This window comes from Pseudomonas sp. 18-147 (assembly GCF_051048045.1).
Taxonomy (GTDB): Bacteria; Pseudomonadota; Gammaproteobacteria; order Pseudomonadales; family Pseudomonadaceae; genus Pseudomonas; species Pseudomonas aeruginosa.
Genome location: NZ_CP182296.1, coordinates 4,620,110 through 4,635,971, shown reverse-complemented (window position 1 = coordinate 4,635,971; position 15,862 = coordinate 4,620,110). Strand labels below are relative to the sequence as shown.

Annotated in this window: 16 protein-coding genes; 8 read left to right on the top strand and 8 right to left on the bottom strand. The window is 63.4% G+C overall.

Features of this window, described 5'->3' with window-relative positions:
* Positions 1-221: 221 nt before the first annotated feature.
* The 5 genes from pirA to mazG all read left to right on the top strand — a co-directional run bounded on the left by pirA (position 222) and on the right by mazG (position 8,223).
* On the top strand, positions 222-2,450 hold the full coding sequence (gene pirA, locus ACM0M4_RS21965; protein WP_054376011.1) for a TonB-dependent siderophore receptor PirA: 2,229 nt from the start codon (positions 222-224) through the stop codon (positions 2,448-2,450).
* Between the two features lie 249 nt (positions 2,451-2,699).
* Complete coding sequence (gene cysM, locus ACM0M4_RS21960; protein WP_003102419.1) at positions 2,700-3,599, top strand: cysteine synthase B; 900 nt, start codon at positions 2,700-2,702, stop codon at positions 3,597-3,599.
* Between the two features lie 8 nt (positions 3,600-3,607).
* Positions 3,608-4,960 (top strand): 23S rRNA (uracil(1939)-C(5))-methyltransferase RlmD, encoded by a 1,353-nt coding sequence (gene rlmD / locus ACM0M4_RS21955; RefSeq protein WP_023117551.1) that lies wholly within the window; start codon positions 3,608-3,610, stop codon positions 4,958-4,960.
* An 84-nt stretch (positions 4,961-5,044) separates the two neighbouring features.
* Positions 5,045-7,288, top strand: a complete 2,244-nt coding sequence (gene relA / locus ACM0M4_RS21950) for a GTP diphosphokinase (protein WP_003086042.1) — start codon at positions 5,045-5,047, stop codon at positions 7,286-7,288.
* A gap of 104 nt (positions 7,289-7,392) precedes the next feature.
* Positions 7,393-8,223 carry a nucleoside triphosphate pyrophosphohydrolase gene (gene mazG / locus ACM0M4_RS21945; RefSeq protein WP_003086045.1) on the top strand — a complete coding sequence of 277 codons (831 nt, stop codon included), beginning with the start codon at positions 7,393-7,395 and terminating at the stop codon, positions 8,221-8,223.
* Positions 8,224-8,265: 42 nt separating this feature from the next.
* Here mazG and lpxO2 read toward each other — a convergent pair whose 3' ends face one another.
* Positions 8,266-9,204, bottom strand: coding sequence for a lipid A hydroxylase LpxO2 (gene lpxO2, locus ACM0M4_RS21940; protein WP_079741943.1), 939 nt, complete (start codon positions 9,202-9,204; stop codon positions 8,266-8,268).
* A gap of 232 nt (positions 9,205-9,436) precedes the next feature.
* Between lpxO2 and ACM0M4_RS21935 the strand changes: the two genes are divergently transcribed.
* Both ACM0M4_RS21935 and ACM0M4_RS21930 read left to right on the top strand, forming a co-directional pair.
* Positions 9,437-9,976: a DUF2058 domain-containing protein gene (locus ACM0M4_RS21935; RefSeq protein WP_003086049.1), complete on the top strand. Its 540-nt coding sequence runs from the start codon at positions 9,437-9,439 to the stop codon at positions 9,974-9,976.
* A 187-nt stretch (positions 9,977-10,163) separates the two neighbouring features.
* The gene (locus ACM0M4_RS21930; protein ID WP_047689616.1) at positions 10,164-11,492 is read left to right on the top strand and encodes a Wzz/FepE/Etk N-terminal domain-containing protein; all 1,329 of its coding nucleotides are present in this window, start codon (positions 10,164-10,166) and stop codon (positions 11,490-11,492) included.
* Positions 11,493-11,532: 40 nt separating this feature from the next.
* On the opposite strand, the gene ACM0M4_RS21925 is transcribed toward ACM0M4_RS21930, so the two are convergent.
* The 4 genes from ACM0M4_RS21925 to ACM0M4_RS21910 all read right to left on the bottom strand — a co-directional run bounded on the left by ACM0M4_RS21925 (position 11,533) and on the right by ACM0M4_RS21910 (position 12,647).
* Positions 11,533-11,724 (bottom strand): hypothetical protein, encoded by a 192-nt coding sequence (locus ACM0M4_RS21925; protein ID WP_003454532.1) that lies wholly within the window; start codon positions 11,722-11,724, stop codon positions 11,533-11,535.
* A 94-nt stretch (positions 11,725-11,818) separates the two neighbouring features.
* Positions 11,819-12,142, bottom strand: a complete 324-nt coding sequence (locus ACM0M4_RS21920) for a Rho-binding antiterminator (protein ID WP_019725916.1) — start codon at positions 12,140-12,142, stop codon at positions 11,819-11,821.
* A 5-nt stretch (positions 12,143-12,147) separates the two neighbouring features.
* On the bottom strand, positions 12,148-12,402 hold the full coding sequence (locus ACM0M4_RS21915) for a DUF2024 family protein (RefSeq protein ID WP_003086057.1): 255 nt from the start codon (positions 12,400-12,402) through the stop codon (positions 12,148-12,150).
* 11 nt (positions 12,403-12,413) lie between these two features.
* Positions 12,414-12,647, bottom strand: coding sequence for a glutaredoxin family protein (locus tag ACM0M4_RS21910; RefSeq protein ID WP_003086058.1), 234 nt, complete (start codon positions 12,645-12,647; stop codon positions 12,414-12,416).
* 115 nt (positions 12,648-12,762) lie between these two features.
* Here ACM0M4_RS21910 and ACM0M4_RS21905 point away from each other — a divergent pair, with 115 nt between their 5' ends.
* A complete protein-coding gene (locus ACM0M4_RS21905) occupies positions 12,763-13,323 on the top strand; it encodes a MarR family winged helix-turn-helix transcriptional regulator (protein ID WP_003086060.1) in 561 nt (186 codons plus the stop codon).
* 53 nt (positions 13,324-13,376) lie between these two features.
* Here the strand turns inward: ACM0M4_RS21905 and ACM0M4_RS21900 are convergent, their stop codons facing one another.
* From ACM0M4_RS21900 to purM, 3 genes are read right to left on the bottom strand one after another with little or no spacing between them, the layout of a single operon-like run.
* Positions 13,377-14,093 (bottom strand): DUF3108 domain-containing protein, encoded by a 717-nt coding sequence (locus ACM0M4_RS21900; RefSeq protein ID WP_003086061.1) that lies wholly within the window; start codon positions 14,091-14,093, stop codon positions 13,377-13,379.
* Positions 14,086-14,754, bottom strand: a complete 669-nt coding sequence (gene purN, locus ACM0M4_RS21895) for a phosphoribosylglycinamide formyltransferase (protein WP_003112584.1) — start codon at positions 14,752-14,754, stop codon at positions 14,086-14,088. Before purN ends, ACM0M4_RS21900 begins: the two co-directional genes overlap by 8 nt.
* Positions 14,754-15,815, bottom strand: a complete 1,062-nt coding sequence (gene purM, locus ACM0M4_RS21890) for a phosphoribosylformylglycinamidine cyclo-ligase (RefSeq protein WP_003112583.1) — start codon at positions 15,813-15,815, stop codon at positions 14,754-14,756. The genes purN and purM overlap by 1 nt, the downstream gene beginning before the upstream one ends.
* Positions 15,816-15,862: the final 47 nt, after the last annotated feature.

Sequence of the window (15,862 nt, the reverse complement as noted above, 5' to 3'; positions counted from 1 at the left end):
GGTGCCTTTACATTTGGCCTGGATGTAAATGATCTTTACTCTCTTTTGTTAATGATTATCATCCGTGCCGATCTCCTCGGCCGGCCTTGTTCCGGGTCTGCGCCCTGTCCGTGCCGAGACGTCACCCGCGCAACGCCGGCGACCCAGGCTTCAGAAAAAACGTCAACGTATCCCTCGTGGCTCGCCTGCTACCCGTTTTCCCTCGACAGGAGTAGTCACGCATGTACCCCCAATTCCGTCGCGGCCATCTCGCCGCTGCCGTCCTTTTCGCTTCATCGAGCCTGCTGGGCGGGCAGGCCCTGGCCGAGGACGAGCGCCTGGAAGAACTGGACGAACGCGCCGAATCGGTGGTCCAGCTGGGTGACGAGGTGGTGCTGGGCACCGCCGAACAGGAGCTCAAGCAGGCACCGGGGGTATCCATCATCACCGCCGAGGACATCAGGAAGCGCCCGCCGGTGAACGATCTCTCCGAGATCATCCGCACCATGCCCGGGGTCAACCTCACCGGCAACAGTTCCAGCGGCCAGCGCGGCAACAACCGGCAGATCGACATCCGCGGCATGGGGCCGGAGAACACCCTGATCCTGGTCGACGGCAAACCGGTCAGCTCGCGCAACTCGGTGCGCTACGGCTGGCGCGGCGAACGCGACACCCGCGGCGACAGCAACTGGGTGCCGCCGGAGGAGGTCGAGCGCATCGAGGTCCTCCGTGGGCCCGCGGCGGCACGCTACGGTTCCGGCGCGGCGGGCGGGGTAGTCAACATCATCACCAAGCGCCCGACCGATCGTTTGCGTGGTTCCATGACGGTGTTCACCAACATTCCGGAAAGCTCCAAGGATGGCGCCACGCGCCGCGCCAACTTCAGCCTCAGCGGGCCGCTGACCGAAGCCTTGAGCTTCCGCGCGTACGGCAGCGCGAACAAGACCGATTCGGACGATACCGACATCAACCTCGGACATACCGTCAACCCGAGCCGTACCGTGGCCGGACGCGAAGGGGTACGCAATCGCGATCTCAGCGGGATGCTGTCGTGGCAGGTGACCCCCGACCAGGTCGTCGATTTCGAAGCGGGCTTCAGCCGACAGGGCAACATCTATGCCGGCGATACCCAGAACAACAACGGCACCGCCAATACCCAGGGACTCGCCGACGACGGTGCGGAGACCAACCGCATGTATCGCGAGAACTACGCCATCACCCACAACGGGACCTGGTCGTTCGGTACTTCCAGGTTCGTCGCCCAGTACGACTCCACCCGCAACAACCGTCTGGAGGAGGGGCTGGCCGGTTCCGTCGAGGGGCAGATCGGCGCCGACCGTTCGTTCAGCACCAGCAAGCTGGAGAACTATCGCCTCAGCGGCGAACTCAACCTTCCGTTGCATGCGTTGTTCGAGCAGGTGCTGACGGTGGGCGCGGAGTGGAACAAGGAAACCCTCAATGACCCGTCCTCGCTCAAGCAGGGCTTCGTGGGAAGCGATAGCTTGCCGGGGACCCCCGCGGCTGGCTCGCGAAGCCCGAAAAGCAAGGCGGAGATCCGCGCGCTGTACGTGGAAGACAATATCGAACTGCGCCCCGGCACCATGCTCACCCCCGGGCTGCGCCTGGACGATCACAGCGACTTCGGCCTGAACTGGAGCCCGAGCCTGAACGCTTCCCAAACGCTCGGCGAATACTTCACGGTCAAGGCCGGTATCGCACGGGCCTTCAAGGCGCCCAACCTGTACCAGAGCAACCCGAACTACCTGCTCTATACCCGTGGCAACGGCTGCCCGATCCAGACCAGCAGCGGCGGCTGCTACCTGGTCGGCAACGAGAGCCTGGACGCCGAGACCAGCGTAAACAAGGAACTGGGCATCGAGTTCCGGCGCGACGGCTGGGTCGCCGGGCTCACCTACTTCCGCAACGACTACAAGAACAAGATCGTCGCGCCGCTGGATGTCATGGGACAGACCGGGACCGGTAACAACATCCTGCAATGGAGCAACGCGAAGAAAGCAGTGGTCGAGGGCCTGGAAGGCAACCTGCTGGTCCCCCTGCACGAGGACCTGAGCTGGAGCACCAACCTGACCTATATGCTGCAATCCAAGGACAAGGACACCGGCAACCCGCTTTCGGTGATCCCCGAGTACACCCTGAACTCGACCCTGGACTGGCAGGCCAGCGAGCGTCTTTCCACCCAACTGACCAGCACCATCTACGGCCGCCAGGAGCCGCCGAAGCATGGCACCAGCCGCAACACGCCGGTGGTCTCGCGAAAAGAGGTGGGTACCTATGGCATCTGGGGCGTCAGCGCCGGCTACACCTTCAGCGAGAACCTGAGCGTACGGGGCGGGGTAAGCAACCTCTTCGACAAGCGCCTGTACCGCCAGGGCAACTCCTTCGACGCCGGCGCGGCAACCTACAACGAGCCGGGTCGCGCCTACTACGTTTCGATGACCACCTCGTTCTGATCGCCGCGGCCAACGTGCTTTCACCGGCAGGCGCAACGCCTGTCGGACCTTTCTTTGGCGTTGGTCAGGCATCGGCTGTCCAACGCCAGGTTTTCTCTTCGGACGCCTCTGGTCATCGCATCGCATGCCGTTTCGGGCGGTCTTTCGGCTGAATCGGCATGCATGACCGGATATTGCGGTGCTAGGGTCCGGCCCCAGTTTCCCGGTATCATGCTCAGCCTTTACCGTCAGTGCCGAACGAGTGCCTCCATGACCGTGCAGTACCCGACTATCGCCGACTGCGTTGGCAATACCCCTCTGGTGCGTCTGCAGCGCCTTCCCGGGGAAACCTCCAATACCCTGCTGGTGAAGCTCGAAGGCAACAACCCGGCGGGATCGGTGAAGGACCGCCCGGCCCTGTCGATGATCACCCGTGCCGAACTGCGCGGCGACATCCGCCCCGGCGATACGCTGATCGAGGCTACTTCCGGCAACACCGGCATCGCCCTGGCCATGGCGGCGGCGATCAAGGGTTACAAGATGATCCTGATCATGCCGGACAACTCCACGGCTGAACGCAAGGCGGCGATGACCGCCTATGGCGCCGAGCTCATTCTGGTCAGCAAGGAAGAGGGCATGGAGGGCGCGCGCGATCTGGCCGACAAGCTGCAGCGCGAAGGCCGCGGCAAGGTCCTCGACCAGTTCGCCAATGGCGACAACCCGGAAGCCCATTACCACAGCACCGGCCCGGAAATCTGGCAGCAGACCGGCGGCAGCATCACCCATTTCGTCAGCTCCATGGGCACCACCGGGACCATCATGGGCGTCTCGCGCTACCTCAAGGAGCAGAACCCGGCGGTGCAGATCGTCGGCCTGCAACCCATGGAGGGCTCGGCCATCCCGGGAATCCGACGCTGGCCGCAGGAATACCTGCCGAAGATCTATGACGCCAGTCGCGTCGACCGGGTCGTCGACATGCACCAGGACGAAGCCGAGGACATCATGCGCCGGCTGGCCCGCGAGGAAGGCATCTTCTGCGGCGTGTCCTCCGGTGGGGCGGTGGCGGCGATGCTGCGCCTGTCCCGCGAACTGGAGAATGCCGTGCTGGTGGCGATCATCTGCGACCGCGGCGACCGCTACCTGTCTTCCGGCGTCTATGACCCGCGCTGAGCATGTCCATGGCCAGAAATAAGGGCGGGCTGCGCTTCCAGCCCAGCGGTGGTGCGCGCGGTCCCGCGATACCGGTAGGCAAGAAGCAGCGCCTGGCCATCGAGCGCCTGGCCCATGACGGCCGAGGTATCGCCCACGAGGCGGGGATGACCTGGTTCGTCAGCGGCGGGCTGCCTGGCGAGGAACTTGAGGCCCGGGTGCTGGGCGCGCGAAGCAAGGTGGTCGACGCGCGCAGCGAGCGCCTGTTCAGCAGTAGCGACCTGCGTCGCCGCGAGCCCTGCACTGTAGCGGGACGCTGCGGCGGCTGCACCCTGCAGCACCTGGAACACGGCGAGCAGTTGGCCCTGAAGCAGCGTACCTTGCAGGAGCAGTTGCAGCGTTTCGCCGGGATCGAGCCGGAAGAATGGGCCGCCCCCCTGGTCGGGCCCGAATTCGGCTATCGGCGCCGCGCTCGGATCGCCGTGCGCTGGGATGCCAGGGCGCGGCGTCTGGATGTCGGCTTCCGTGCCTCGGCCAGCCAGGAGATCGTCGCCTTCGATGAGTGCCTGGTCCTGGTGCCGCCTTTGCAAACGATTGCCCGTGCCCTGCCTGCTCTTCTGCAGGACTTCCGCAAGCCGGAAAGCATCGGCCACGTGGAGCTCTTCCATGGCACGGCCAGTGCATTGCTGTTGCGGCATACGACGGCCCTGGTCGACGAGGATCGCCAGCGCCTGGCCGCTTTCTGCTCCGCACACCAAGCCCAGCTCTGGCTGCAAGGTGCGGAACAGCCCTTGCCGGTGGAGCCGGCCGCCGAACTGGGCTACTCCTTGGGTGACTGGCAACTGACTCTGGCATACCGACCCGGAGACTTCGTCCAGGTCAATGCGCCGGTGAACGAGTCGATGATCCGCCAGGCCCTTGACTGGCTGGCGCCGACCGCCGACGAGCGGGTCCTCGACCTGTTCTGCGGGCTGGGCAATTTCTCCCTGCCGTTGGCGCGCCGGGTGGCGCGGGTAGTCGGGGTGGAGGGCGTGGCGGCGATGGTCGAGCGGGCAGGCGCCAACGCGCTGGCCAATGGCCTTGGCAACGCGCACTTTTTCCAGGCCGACCTGTCCAAAGCGCTTGCCGAAGCGCCCTGGGCGGAGCAAGGTTTTACCGCTGTGCTGCTCGATCCGCCGCGCGACGGCGCGTTCGAGGCGGTACGCGAAATGAGTTCTCTGGGTGCCCGGAGGGTAGTCTATGTATCCTGCAATCCGGCGACCCTGGCGCGCGATGCTGGCGAAATGGCCAGGCAGGGCTATCGTCTGAAGCGCGCCGGAATCCTCGATATGTTTCCGCAGACCGCACATGTCGAGGCCATGGCTTTGTTCGAGGCAGGCTAGGATGCCTGCGTAATCCGACCAGCCCGTTCGAAGGCTGGCGCAGTCATCGGTGGGCTACGCGCACCGTGGTAAAGGGTAGGCAAGATGGTACAGGTGAGAGCGCACCAGCCGGTCAACACCGACGGCAGTATCAACCTCGAGGCCTGGCTGGACCACGTCCAGAACCTCGTCCCCGGGCTCGATCGTCAGGGCTTGCTGGAGGCTTGCGAGTTCGCTCGCGAATCCGAGCAGCGAGCGATCGCCGCACAGAACTCCTGGGCGGAAGGCACGTCCAGCTTCCAGACCGGACTGGAAATCGCCGAGATCCTCGCGGACCTCAAGCTGGATCAGGAGTCCCTGGTCGCCGCGGTCATCTATCGAGGCGTGCGGGAAGGCAAGATCACCCTGGAAGCGGTCAACAAGCATTTCGGGCCGGTGGTGGCCAAGCTGATCGAGGGCGTGCTGCGCATGGCCGCAATCAGCGCCAGCCTCAATCCGCGCCATTCCATGGTGCTGGGTACCCAGGCGCAGGTGGAGAACCTGCGCAAGATGCTGGTGGCGATGGTCGACGACGTTCGCGTCGCCCTGATCAAGCTGGCCGAGCGCACCTGCGCCATTCGCGCGGTGAAGAACGCCGACGAGGAAAAGCGCCACCGCGTCGCCCGGGAAGTCTTCGATATCTACGCGCCGCTGGCCCACCGCCTGGGCATCGGGCATATCAAGTGGGAGCTGGAGGACCTGTCCTTCCGCTACCTCGAGCCCGACCAGTACAAGCAGATCGCCAAGCTGCTGCACGAGCGCCGGCTGGATCGCGAGCAGTACATCGCCAACGTGATGAGCCAGTTGAAGGAAGCTCTCGCGGCCACCGGCGTACAGGCCGATCTCAGCGGGCGGGCGAAACACATCTATTCGATCTGGCGCAAGATGCAGCGCAAGGGCCTGGACTTCAGCCAGATCTACGACGTTCGCGCCGTGCGCGTGCTCGTTCCGGAGATGCGCGACTGCTACACCGCGCTGGGCATCGTGCATACCCTCTGGCGGCACATTCCCAAGGAATTCGACGACTACATCGCCAACCCCAAGGAAAACGGCTATCGCTCGCTGCATACCGCAGTGATCGGCCCCGAGGGGAAGGTGCTGGAAGTACAGATCCGTACCCACTCCATGCACGAAGAGGCGGAGCTCGGGGTCTGCGCGCACTGGCGCTACAAGGGGACCGACGTCAAGGCCAGTTCCAACCATTACGAGGAAAAGATCTCCTGGCTGCGCCAGGTGCTCGAATGGCACGAGGAACTGGGCGACATCGGTGGCCTGGCGGAGCAACTGCGGGTCGATATCGAGCCGGACAGGGTCTACGTCTTCACTCCCGACGGCCACGCCATCGACCTGCCCAAGGGCGCGACCCCGCTGGATTTCGCCTATCGGGTCCACACTGAGGTCGGGCACAACTGCCGCGGGGCGAAGATCAACGGACGCATCGTGCCGCTGAACTACAGCCTGCAGACCGGCGAGCAGGTCGAGATCATCACCGGCAAGCACAGCGGTCCGAGCCGTGACTGGCTGAACAGCAACCTGGGCTACGTCACCACCTCCCGGGCGCGGGCGAAGATCGTCCACTGGTTCAAGCTGCAGGCGCGGGACCAGAACGTCGCTGCCGGCAAGGCCCTGATCGAACGCGAGCTGTCGCGCCTGGCGCTGCCGCCGGTGGATTTCGACCGGCTGGCGGAGAAGGCCAACGTGCGTACCGCCGAGGATATGTTCGCCGCTCTCGGCGCCGGCGACCTGCGCTTGGCGCACCTGGTCAACTATGCCCAGCAACTGGTCGAGCCGGACCGCGACAGCGAGCAACTCGAACTGATCCCGCGCAAGCCGAGCAAGATCGGCCACGGCAAGCGCGGCGACGTGCAGATCCAGGGTGTCGGCAACCTCCTGACGCAGATGGCCGGCTGCTGCCAGCCGCTGCCGGGAGATCCCATCGTCGGCTACATCACGCTGGGCCGTGGGGTCACCATCCACCGCCAGGATTGCGCCACCGCGCTGCAACTGGCGGGACGCGAACCGGAGCGGATGATCCAGGTCAGCTGGGGGCCGGAGCCGGTTCGCACCTATCCGGTGGATATCGCGATCCGTGCCTATGATCGTTCCGGCCTGTTGCGCGACGTGTCCCAGGTGCTGCTCAATGAGCGGATCAACGTTCTGGCGGTGAATACCCGTTCGAACAAGGAAGACAACACCGCGACCATGCAACTGACCATCGAGATTCCCGGTCTGGACGCTCTTGGACGCCTGCTGGCGCGCGTTTCGCAACTGCCCAACATCATCGAGGCGCGGCGCAACCGTACGCCTTGAGGCGAGGCGGAAACAGGCCACGGGCGCTCGCAGGCTGCCCGTGGCCTTTTCGTTTCCGGAAAGGGCAGAATGCCCGGACCGTTCACTGAAGACCCGAGATACCCATGTACCGACTCGACGACCTGCTCCACCTCATGGCGCGCCTGCGCGATCCCGAATTCGGCTGCCCCTGGGATCTCCAGCAGAGCTACGCGACCATCGTCCCGCACACCCTGGAAGAAGCCTACGAAGTAGCGGACGCCATAGAGCAGGGGGACTTCCCGCAATTGCGCGAGGAACTGGGCGACCTGCTGTTCCAGGTGGTCTATTACAGCCAGTTGGCTCGCGAAGAGGATCGCTTCGCTTTCGACGAGGTGGTGGACGGCATCACCCGCAAGCTGATCCGTCGGCATCCCCACGTATTCCTCGATGGCGATCTCTATGGCAAGCCCGATGCGGCGAAGCTCGCCGAAGCGGCGGTCAAGCAGCGTTGGGAAGAACTGAAGGCCGAGGAGCGTGCCGCCAAGGCCAAGGAGCCGCAGCAGTTGTCGCTGCTGGATGACGTTCCTGTCGCCCTGCCGGCGTTGTCACGGGCGGCGAAGCTGCAGAAGCGCGCGGCGCAGGTCGGTTTCGACTGGCCGGAAGCGCTGCCGGTGGTGGACAAGGTTCGCGAGGAGCTGGACGAAGTCCTCGAGGCGATGGCAGAGGGTGACGAGGGTGCCGTGGGCGAGGAGGTTGGCGACCTGCTGTTCGTCGTGGTCAACCTGGCCCGGCATCTCAAGGTCGATCCGGAGGCTGCTCTGCGCCAGGCCAACGGCAAGTTCGAGCGGCGCTTCCGATTCATCGAGCGGAACCTGCGCGAAGCCGGCCGGAAAGCCGAAGAATGTTCGCTGGAGGAACTGGACAGCCTCTGGGGCGAGGCCAAGAAAGCGGAGAGGAGCGCGCCCGGCTGTTAATGGGAAAATTACCGTGGCAGCCGGGCTGCCACGGCATCTGAATCAGCCGAAGATCCAACGATAGAGGATGACCAGCAGGATCACCGCCAGCACCGGGCGGAGGATTCGGTAGGCCTTCGGGTAGGCGCGTTTGAAGCGCTTCACCTGGGCGCCGATGGCATTGCCGCCGCGAATGGCGACCGAGTAGGCCTGGTTGATGCTGCCGACGCGTTCGCCTTCGACGTTCTGCGGTGCGGTCGCACGCCCGAGAATGCCGCTGATCCAGCGATTGAGGCGGGTCAGCAGGCGGGAGCGGAGCGGCCGCTCGATATCGCAGAAGAGAATCACCCGGGTCTGCTCGGTCTCGTTCTTCACCCAGTGGACGAAGGTTTCGTCGAACATCACGTCTTCGCCATCACGCCACGCGTAGGGCTGGCCGTCGACGTAGATGCGGCAGCTGTCCGAATTCGGCGTGGACAGGCCGAGGTGATAGCGCAGCGAGCCGCCGAAGGGGTCGCGGTGCGGATTCAGGTGGCTGCCGCCGGGAAGCAGGGTGAACATCGCGCCCTTGACGTTGGGGATGCGGCTCACCAGCTCTACGGTCTTCGGGCAGAGCTGCTGGGCGGAGGGCAGCGGGCCGTCGTACCAGGTCAGGTAGAAGCGCTTCCAGCCTTTCTTGAAGAACGAGCCGAAGCCGGCTTCGTTATTGTTCAGGGCAGCCCGGATATAACCCTCGTCGAACAGGTTGAGGGCTTCTTCGCGGATGGTTTGCCAATTGTTCTTCAGTTCGTCCAGCTCCGGAAAACGGCTGCGATCCAGATAGGGCTTCGAGGGAACGCTGGAGAACAGGTACATCAGCGAGTTGTAGGGGGCGAACCAGGCGGAGTGGTTGACCAGTTGACGCAGGAAGGGCAAGCGCGCGCGCCCACGGAAATGGACGAACAGGACGCTGGCGACGAACAGGCCCACCAGAGTGACTTTTACCAGGAGAGAAACGCTCATGCCTTGCTTTCCATGCCTTCGATATCAGGGGCCGGGAGGAGTGCCTGCGGGTGCTCGGGACGGTAGGGAGGGGTCTCCAGGGCATGCGTGGCAGTTTGCGAGCCGCCGAGACTTGCGTTGAGGCGGCTGAGGCTGGAGGATTATACCCCCTGCGAGGGCCGGCTGAACCCCAGTCGGCTGGAAGATTATGCCGCACCCCACCGGGCGTGCCACGCGAGCGAGTCGTTGACGAATGAGTATGTCATTGCGTGACCAGTTGCTGAAAGCCGGGCTGGTCAATGAGAAACAGGCCAAGCAGGCCACCAAGCAGAAACAGAAACAGCAGCGTCTGGAGCACAAGAACCAGGTCGACAAGGACGACTCCCAGCGCCAGGCGGCGGAGCAGGCCAAGGCGGAAAAGCTGGCGCGCGACCAGGAGTTGAACCGCCAGCAGCAGGAAAAAGCCGAGAAGAAGGCCAAGGCCGCGCAGATCAAGCAACTTATCGAAGGGACGCGCCTGCCCAAGCTGGAAAGCGACGACTACTACAATTTCGTCGACGCCAAGAAGGTCAAGCGGATCGCGGTCAACGACCTGATCCGCGACAAGCTGAGCCGAGGCAGCCTGGCTATCGTCAGCTATGACGGACGCTACGAGATCGTGCCCCGGGATGCGGCGGTGAAGATCCAGGAGCGCGATCCGCGGCGGGTGGTGCTGCTCAACGTACAGAGCCAGGAGCCGGACGAAGACGATCCCTACAAGGACTATGTGGTGCCCGACGATCTCATGTGGTGAGGTCTGTATCCGGAGTGTCGCATGACCGGTACGGATGCCGGTCAACTACCAATTCTGGAATGCGAAGCAGTTCTAAAATAACTACCGATGATTTCGTTTCGATAGCATAATGCCTTTCCTCAGAAATATCCTACGGTTGCCTTTGCGTGCATCTGTGGGCTAGCCGCCTATCGAAAAGGACGTTGGTATGCCTTCCTCACAGCTTCCGGGGACTTCGCCCTCGGAGATCGATCTCGTTCAGCTGTTCCAGCAATTGTGGACGTCGAAATGGCTGATAGCGCTGATCGCGGCCTTGGCGACCGCCGCTGCGCTCGCCTACGCGCTGTTGGCCGTTCCGACCTACCAGGTGGATGTCCTGTTGCGGCCGATCCAGACCAAGGCCCTGGAGGCTGTCAATGTCAACGGGCTGTATGCCCTGACTCCGCGGGAAGCGCTGGATCGCGTCGGCAACGAGCTGGCAGCCTACTCCGGCAGGCTGGAGTATTTCGAAGCCCATCCAGAGCTATTCCAGCAATTGAACGCCGAGGGCCTGTCCCCCGAGCAGGCTTTCTGGAAGTTCAACCAGGATGCCTTCAGCATGCAGCAGGCGGACTTGAAGAAGGACCCCCAGGCGGCGCCTTTCTTCCGCTTGTCCATGCAGTATCCCCAGGGCATGGATGGTGCCGCCATTCTCAACGGCATGCTCGCGTCGACCATCGAGAACGAGCGCCAGCGAATCCTGGACGACCTCCAGGCACGTATCGACGGTCGCCTGCAATTCCTCGAGCAGGATATCGAAGGCAAGCGTGCCAGTTACCAGGCTAGCAAGGAAGGCAAGATCGCCCGGTTGCTGGAAGCGGACAGCATCCGGCGGGCCGGCCTGGAGGATGAGCTCAAGGCGTTGCGCGGGCGGCTGAAGATGGTGCGCGATTCGCGTATCCAGCAGCTCAACGAGGCTATCCAGATCGCCACCCGGCTGGGGATCGTCAAGCCGACGACCCCGGGCGCACTGGGAGAGGTCGGGCAGGATGGCTCGCGCAGCGTTTTCCGCACCGAGGTGAATAACCAGCAGATACCCCTGTATTTCATGGGTGTCGATGCCTTGACCGCCGAGCGCGATACCTTGCTCAAACGCAAGGGCGATGACTTCACCGAGCCCCGCGTGGCGAAGATCCAGCAGGAGCTGAAGCAGCTGGAGAACAACCGTGAAGTGCAATACCTGCAGGCTCGAAAGGGCGAGGAGCGTTTCTTCGAAAACATCGACAAGCTGCGTGGAGAGCAGGCGCGCCTCAAGACTCTGAAGGCGAGCGAGCTGAAGATCGAACTGGTGCGGATCGACCAGAAGGCTTCGACCCCTCTGAAACCGATCAAGCCGCGCAAGGCCTTGGTGGTGGCCTTGGGTCTCCTGGGCGGGTTGGTGTTCGGCGTGCTGGTGGCTCTGGTTCGGGCAATGTTGCGTGCCCCTCGGCAACGGGTACAGGAAGATAGCCTGCCGCCGGGAGTCGTCAGTCTCGACCGGAGCCTTTCCGGGACCTGAGATCAAAGGTGCGCCCCCGAAGTACGCGGGGGCGCATGGTTCAGGCCGATTTACCTATCTGCCGCAGTTCTTCTTCTTTCTCCAGCTTGATCCGATAGGCGTGGGCGTCATCCTCGTTATGGAAGACGCCAACCAGCAGTCCCTGCTGATGCACGTCCCAGCAGCGGCGGCCAAGCGCACGCAGCTCGCGGGATTTGTGGTCATCGTCACGCTCGGTCACTGTCACACTCATCTTTCTCTGCTCCAGGGTTGATCTGCATCAAGGCAAATCCAGCCTATTTCAATAGCAGGCTAATCAAATAGCCCTGGAATTGAGAAAAACCTTTTCAGTTTCCAAGGTGTGAAGATGGCATGCCGGATGCTCTGGAACAGGCCTCTTCCCTCAGGCGTATGCGGCCGAACAAGGCCGCTTCCGTGAGGGCGGTAATCGCCAACAGGCGATCCAGGCGCAGCAGCAGAGTCGCTCCTTCGACGGCCACCTCAAGGTATTCCTCCTTGCCGCCTGGCCGAACGGCCCGGGTATGCGTCGTGCGCGCCTCGGCTTCGAAGCGAACACCGTCCTCGAGTTCGAGGAGCAACCGGTAGCGGTAGAGGCAGGCGATCTCCAGGTAGTCATGGAGATCGCAGGCGATCGGGTGGTAGCTGTCCATTGGCCTCAACAGCCTTCCAGGGGAAGGATGTAATGGCCATGGAGCCGAATGGCTTCGGCAACCTCTGCTGTCGCAATCTCGCTATGGCAGTAGCTGCAATGCCCCTGGCTGATATCGGCCTCGTCTATGCCTCTTCCGGCGAGCCAGCGTCGAGCGAACTCGCCGGCGCGAGCCCCCAGCTCCTCCGTGACCAGGACATCGAAGTGCAGGTAGCGGCCGTCGCGGGTTCGCACATGGGTGTCGAAGATCTTCACCTCCATGGCCGTTCTCCTTATTTCAGATCGCTGAGCGCCGCACCGAAGTTAAGGTGCAGTACCTGTCCGTCGACAACCAGGGCAGGAACCGACTTGACCCCGGCCTTTTCCGCCTCGGCGATGCGTGCCGATTGTTCGGCGAGATGGACCACTTCGATGTCCACCTGCTTGCGATCGAGCAATGGCAGCAAGGAACGTTCGGCTTCGACACAGATTGCGCAGCCGGCGTGGTAGTAGATGGCTTTGGTCATGCTGATTCTCCTGTAGGAATTTAGTATCGATACGATACGTTTTCAGCCTAAACAAGGCGCGACCTCTTTGTCAAACATGTTTTTAGTCGATACTATAATGGCAAGGAGGTATCCCATGTCCGCCATCGCCCTTTACGATTATCTGGAAAGGCTGACCAGCCTGATGCGTGCCTGGTCCCGCGAGCAGCCGCTGGTGGCTGAGCTGCAGCCGGTGCAGTTGAGCGCCTTGCATTACCTGGCGCGTTGTAATCGCTATTCGGATACTCCGCTGGGCGTGACCGAATACCTCGGCTTGACCAAGGGCACAGTGTCGCAATCGCTCAAGGTGCTGGAAGGGCGGGGGCTGATCAGCAAGCTGCCGGATGCGCGGGATCGGCGCAGCGTTCATCTGCGGCTGACCGATGCGGGGCGCGCGCTGATCGAGGCGGTGATTCCGCCGCAGTTCCTCGAGCAGGCCGTCACGGCACTGGGCGAGAAGGGCGAACACTTGCAAGGCTTGTTGCGTGATCTTCTGGTCGTCATCCAGCGTCAGGAGGATGTGCCTGGTTTCGGCCTTTGTCGGTCCTGCCGGTTCCATCAACGGCGTGCGGGTTCGCCCTTCTGCGGTCTAACCGGGGAGCCGTTGAGCGCTGTCGATGCCGAACTGATCTGCCGCGAGCACCAGGCCTGCGGCTGATCCGCGGGCAATAAAAAACCGGGCAATGGCCCGGCTTTTCGTGGGAGGGGGGATCAGCTCTTTTCGCCAGTGACGGTCTTGCCGTCGATGGTGCCTTCCTTGAGCATGATCTGGTATTCCTTGCCGTCGGTTTCCATCTGGTACAGGCGGACCAGCAGGTAGTCCCAGTCCTTGGCGAACCAGAGGATGGTCTTGCGGTTGCTCTTGCCCGGATCACGCACGCGCTCGACCTTGATCGCGTTGATCAGGCCAGCCTGGGTGCGTACCTTTTCCTCGCCGAGAACCCGGAAGTCGTAGGTATCGACATCCTCGCCCTCGATGATCTGGTAGCTCATGCTCTTCTTGCCGTCGGCAACGTCATGCTGCAGGACCAGTTGATAGGTGGACTTGTCCAGTTGACCGCGATTCAGGGGTTGCCGCACCGCATCGCCGCGGTCGCTGCCGAGCACCTGCTTCTGCGACCAGTCGAAGTCCAGTTCGATCTGCTTGCCTTTGCCCAGACCCTGGCGGGCGAAGCGGTAGGTCTGCGGCAGGAAGGTGTCGTTCTCGACCTTGAAGGTGCTGACTTCGTTGAGGCTGGCCAGCAGCATGGAGGCCTCGAAGTCCAGTTGCCAGCGGCCGTCGCCGAGAGCCTTCAGGCTGCGGGAGGCGTTGCCGCTGATGGGCATCTGTTTCCAGTCGGCGGTATAGCTGGCGGTGAACGGCTTCAGCTCGAAAGCATAGGCCGGCAGGGTCAGCAGCGTCAGCAGGAACAGCATGGCTTTACGCATTGCGAATCTCCTTGGTGCGAATCTGATGGCCGGTGGCAGGCAGGGCCTGGCCATCCAGCAGGGCGCCCTGTTCGCCCAGGCGCAAGCGGCCCTCGGCGAACCAGCGCATGGCCAGCGGGTAGATCCGGTGTTCTTCCTCGTGAACCCGTCTGGCCAGGCGTTCCGGCGTATCTTGCGACTCTACCGGGATTACTGCCTGTACGACCAGTGGCCCCCCATCGAGTTCCTCCGTCACGAAGTGCACGCTGCAACCGTGCTCGCGGTCGCCGGCTTCGAGGGCGCGTTGATGGGTATGCAGCCCTTTGTGGCGCGGCAGCAACGAGGGATGGATATTCAGCAGACGCCCCTGGTAATGGCGAACGAAATCGGCGCTGAGGATGCGCATGAACCCGGCAAGGATCACCAGGTGCGGTTCATGGGCATCGATCCGTTGTGCCAGGGCCTCGTCGAAGCTTTCGCGATCGGCATAGGCCTTGTGATCGAGCACCTCGGTCTGGATGCCGGCCTGGCGTGCGCGTTCCAGGCCATAGGCGTCCGCGCGGTTGGAGATCACCGCGCGGATCCGGGCCGGCGTGGCGCCGTCCCGGAGGCTGTCGATCAGCGCCTGCAGGTTGCTGCCGGAGCCGGAAATCAGCACCACGACATTGCAGAGTTTCGGCATCAGTGGTTTTTCAGATTGTTCAGGACCACGCGCTCGGCGTCCGCGCCGCAGGTTTCGATGCGACCGATCTGCCAGGGTTGCTCGCCGGCGGCACGCAGGACTTCCAGGGCTTTCTCGGCGTCGCTCTGGGCCACGCAGATGACCATGCCGACGCCGCAGTTGAGTACGCGATGCATCTCGGTCTCGTCGACGTTGCCCTGTTCCTGCAGCCAGTCGAATACCGCCGGACGGTTCCAGCTGGCGACATCGATCACGGCCTGGGCGTTGTCCGGCAGGACGCGCGGGATGTTGTCCAGCAGGCCGCCGCCGGTAATGTGAGCCATGGCCTTGACCGCGCCGGTCTGCTTGATCAGTTGCAGCAGCGGCTTGACGTAGATGCGGGTCGGCGCCATCAGCAGGTCGGCCAGCGGCTTGCCGTCGAGTTGGACCTGCGCGATGTCGGCGCCGGAAACCTCGATGATCTTGCGGATCAGGGAGTAGCCGTTGGAGTGCGGGCCGGAGGAGGGCAGGGCGATAAGCGCGTCGCCGGCCTGGACCCTGGAGCCGTCGATGATCTCGGCCTTTTCCACGACGCCGACGCAGAAGCCGGCCAGGTCATAGTCTTCGCCTTCGTACATGCCGGGCATTTCGGCGGTCTCGCCGCCGACCAGGGAACAGCCCGCCAGTTCGCAACCGGCACCGATGCCGGTGACTACGGTGGCGGCGACGTCGACGTTGAGCTTGCCGGTGGCGTAGTAGTCGAGAAAGAACAGCGGCTCGGCGCCGCAGACCACCAGGTCGTTGACGCACATCGCCACCAGGTCCTGGCCGATGCTGTCGTGCTTGTTCAGGTTGAGCGCCAGGCGCAGCTTGGTGCCCACCCCGTCGGTGCCGGATACCAGCACCGGCTGCTTGTAGCCGGCCGGGATTTCGCAGAGGGCGCCGAAGCCGCCGAGGCCGCCCATCACTTCCGGGCGTGCGGTGCGCTTGGCCACGCCTTTGATGCGTTCCACCAGGGCTTCGCCGGCGTCGATGTCCACACCAGCGTCCTTGTAGCTCAACGAGGGTTGCTTGCTGCTCATAAATCCAGGCCTATAGGGGTAATTCGGAGATCGGCCGGCCGCCCAGG

Bases quoted from the DNA above. Each gene is read 5' to 3' on its own strand.
- pirA (WP_054376011.1), top strand. From the start codon at position 222: ATGTACCCCCAATTCCGTCGCGGCCATCTCGCCGCTGCCGTCCTTTTC.
- cysM (WP_003102419.1), top strand. From the start codon at position 2,700: ATGACCGTGCAGTACCCGACTATCGCCGACTGCGTTGGCAATACCCCT.
- rlmD (WP_023117551.1), top strand. From the start codon at position 3,608: ATGGCCAGAAATAAGGGCGGGCTGCGCTTCCAGCCCAGCGGTGGTGCG.
- relA (WP_003086042.1), top strand. From the start codon at position 5,045: ATGGTACAGGTGAGAGCGCACCAGCCGGTCAACACCGACGGCAGTATC.
- mazG (WP_003086045.1), top strand. From the start codon at position 7,393: ATGTACCGACTCGACGACCTGCTCCACCTCATGGCGCGCCTGCGCGAT.
- lpxO2 (WP_079741943.1), bottom strand. From the start codon at position 9,204: ATGAGCGTTTCTCTCCTGGTAAAAGTCACTCTGGTGGGCCTGTTCGTC.
- ACM0M4_RS21935 (WP_003086049.1), top strand. From the start codon at position 9,437: ATGAGTATGTCATTGCGTGACCAGTTGCTGAAAGCCGGGCTGGTCAAT.
- ACM0M4_RS21930 (WP_047689616.1), top strand. From the start codon at position 10,164: ATGCCTTCCTCACAGCTTCCGGGGACTTCGCCCTCGGAGATCGATCTC.
- ACM0M4_RS21925 (WP_003454532.1), bottom strand. From the start codon at position 11,724: ATGAGTGTGACAGTGACCGAGCGTGACGATGACCACAAATCCCGCGAG.
- ACM0M4_RS21920 (WP_019725916.1), bottom strand. From the start codon at position 12,142: ATGGACAGCTACCACCCGATCGCCTGCGATCTCCATGACTACCTGGAG.
- ACM0M4_RS21915 (WP_003086057.1), bottom strand. From the start codon at position 12,402: ATGGAGGTGAAGATCTTCGACACCCATGTGCGAACCCGCGACGGCCGC.
- ACM0M4_RS21910 (WP_003086058.1), bottom strand. From the start codon at position 12,647: ATGACCAAAGCCATCTACTACCACGCCGGCTGCGCAATCTGTGTCGAA.
- ACM0M4_RS21905 (WP_003086060.1), top strand. From the start codon at position 12,763: ATGTCCGCCATCGCCCTTTACGATTATCTGGAAAGGCTGACCAGCCTG.
- ACM0M4_RS21900 (WP_003086061.1), bottom strand. From the start codon at position 14,093: ATGCGTAAAGCCATGCTGTTCCTGCTGACGCTGCTGACCCTGCCGGCC.
- purN (WP_003112584.1), bottom strand. From the start codon at position 14,754: ATGCCGAAACTCTGCAATGTCGTGGTGCTGATTTCCGGCTCCGGCAGC.
- purM (WP_003112583.1), bottom strand. From the start codon at position 15,815: ATGAGCAGCAAGCAACCCTCGTTGAGCTACAAGGACGCTGGTGTGGAC.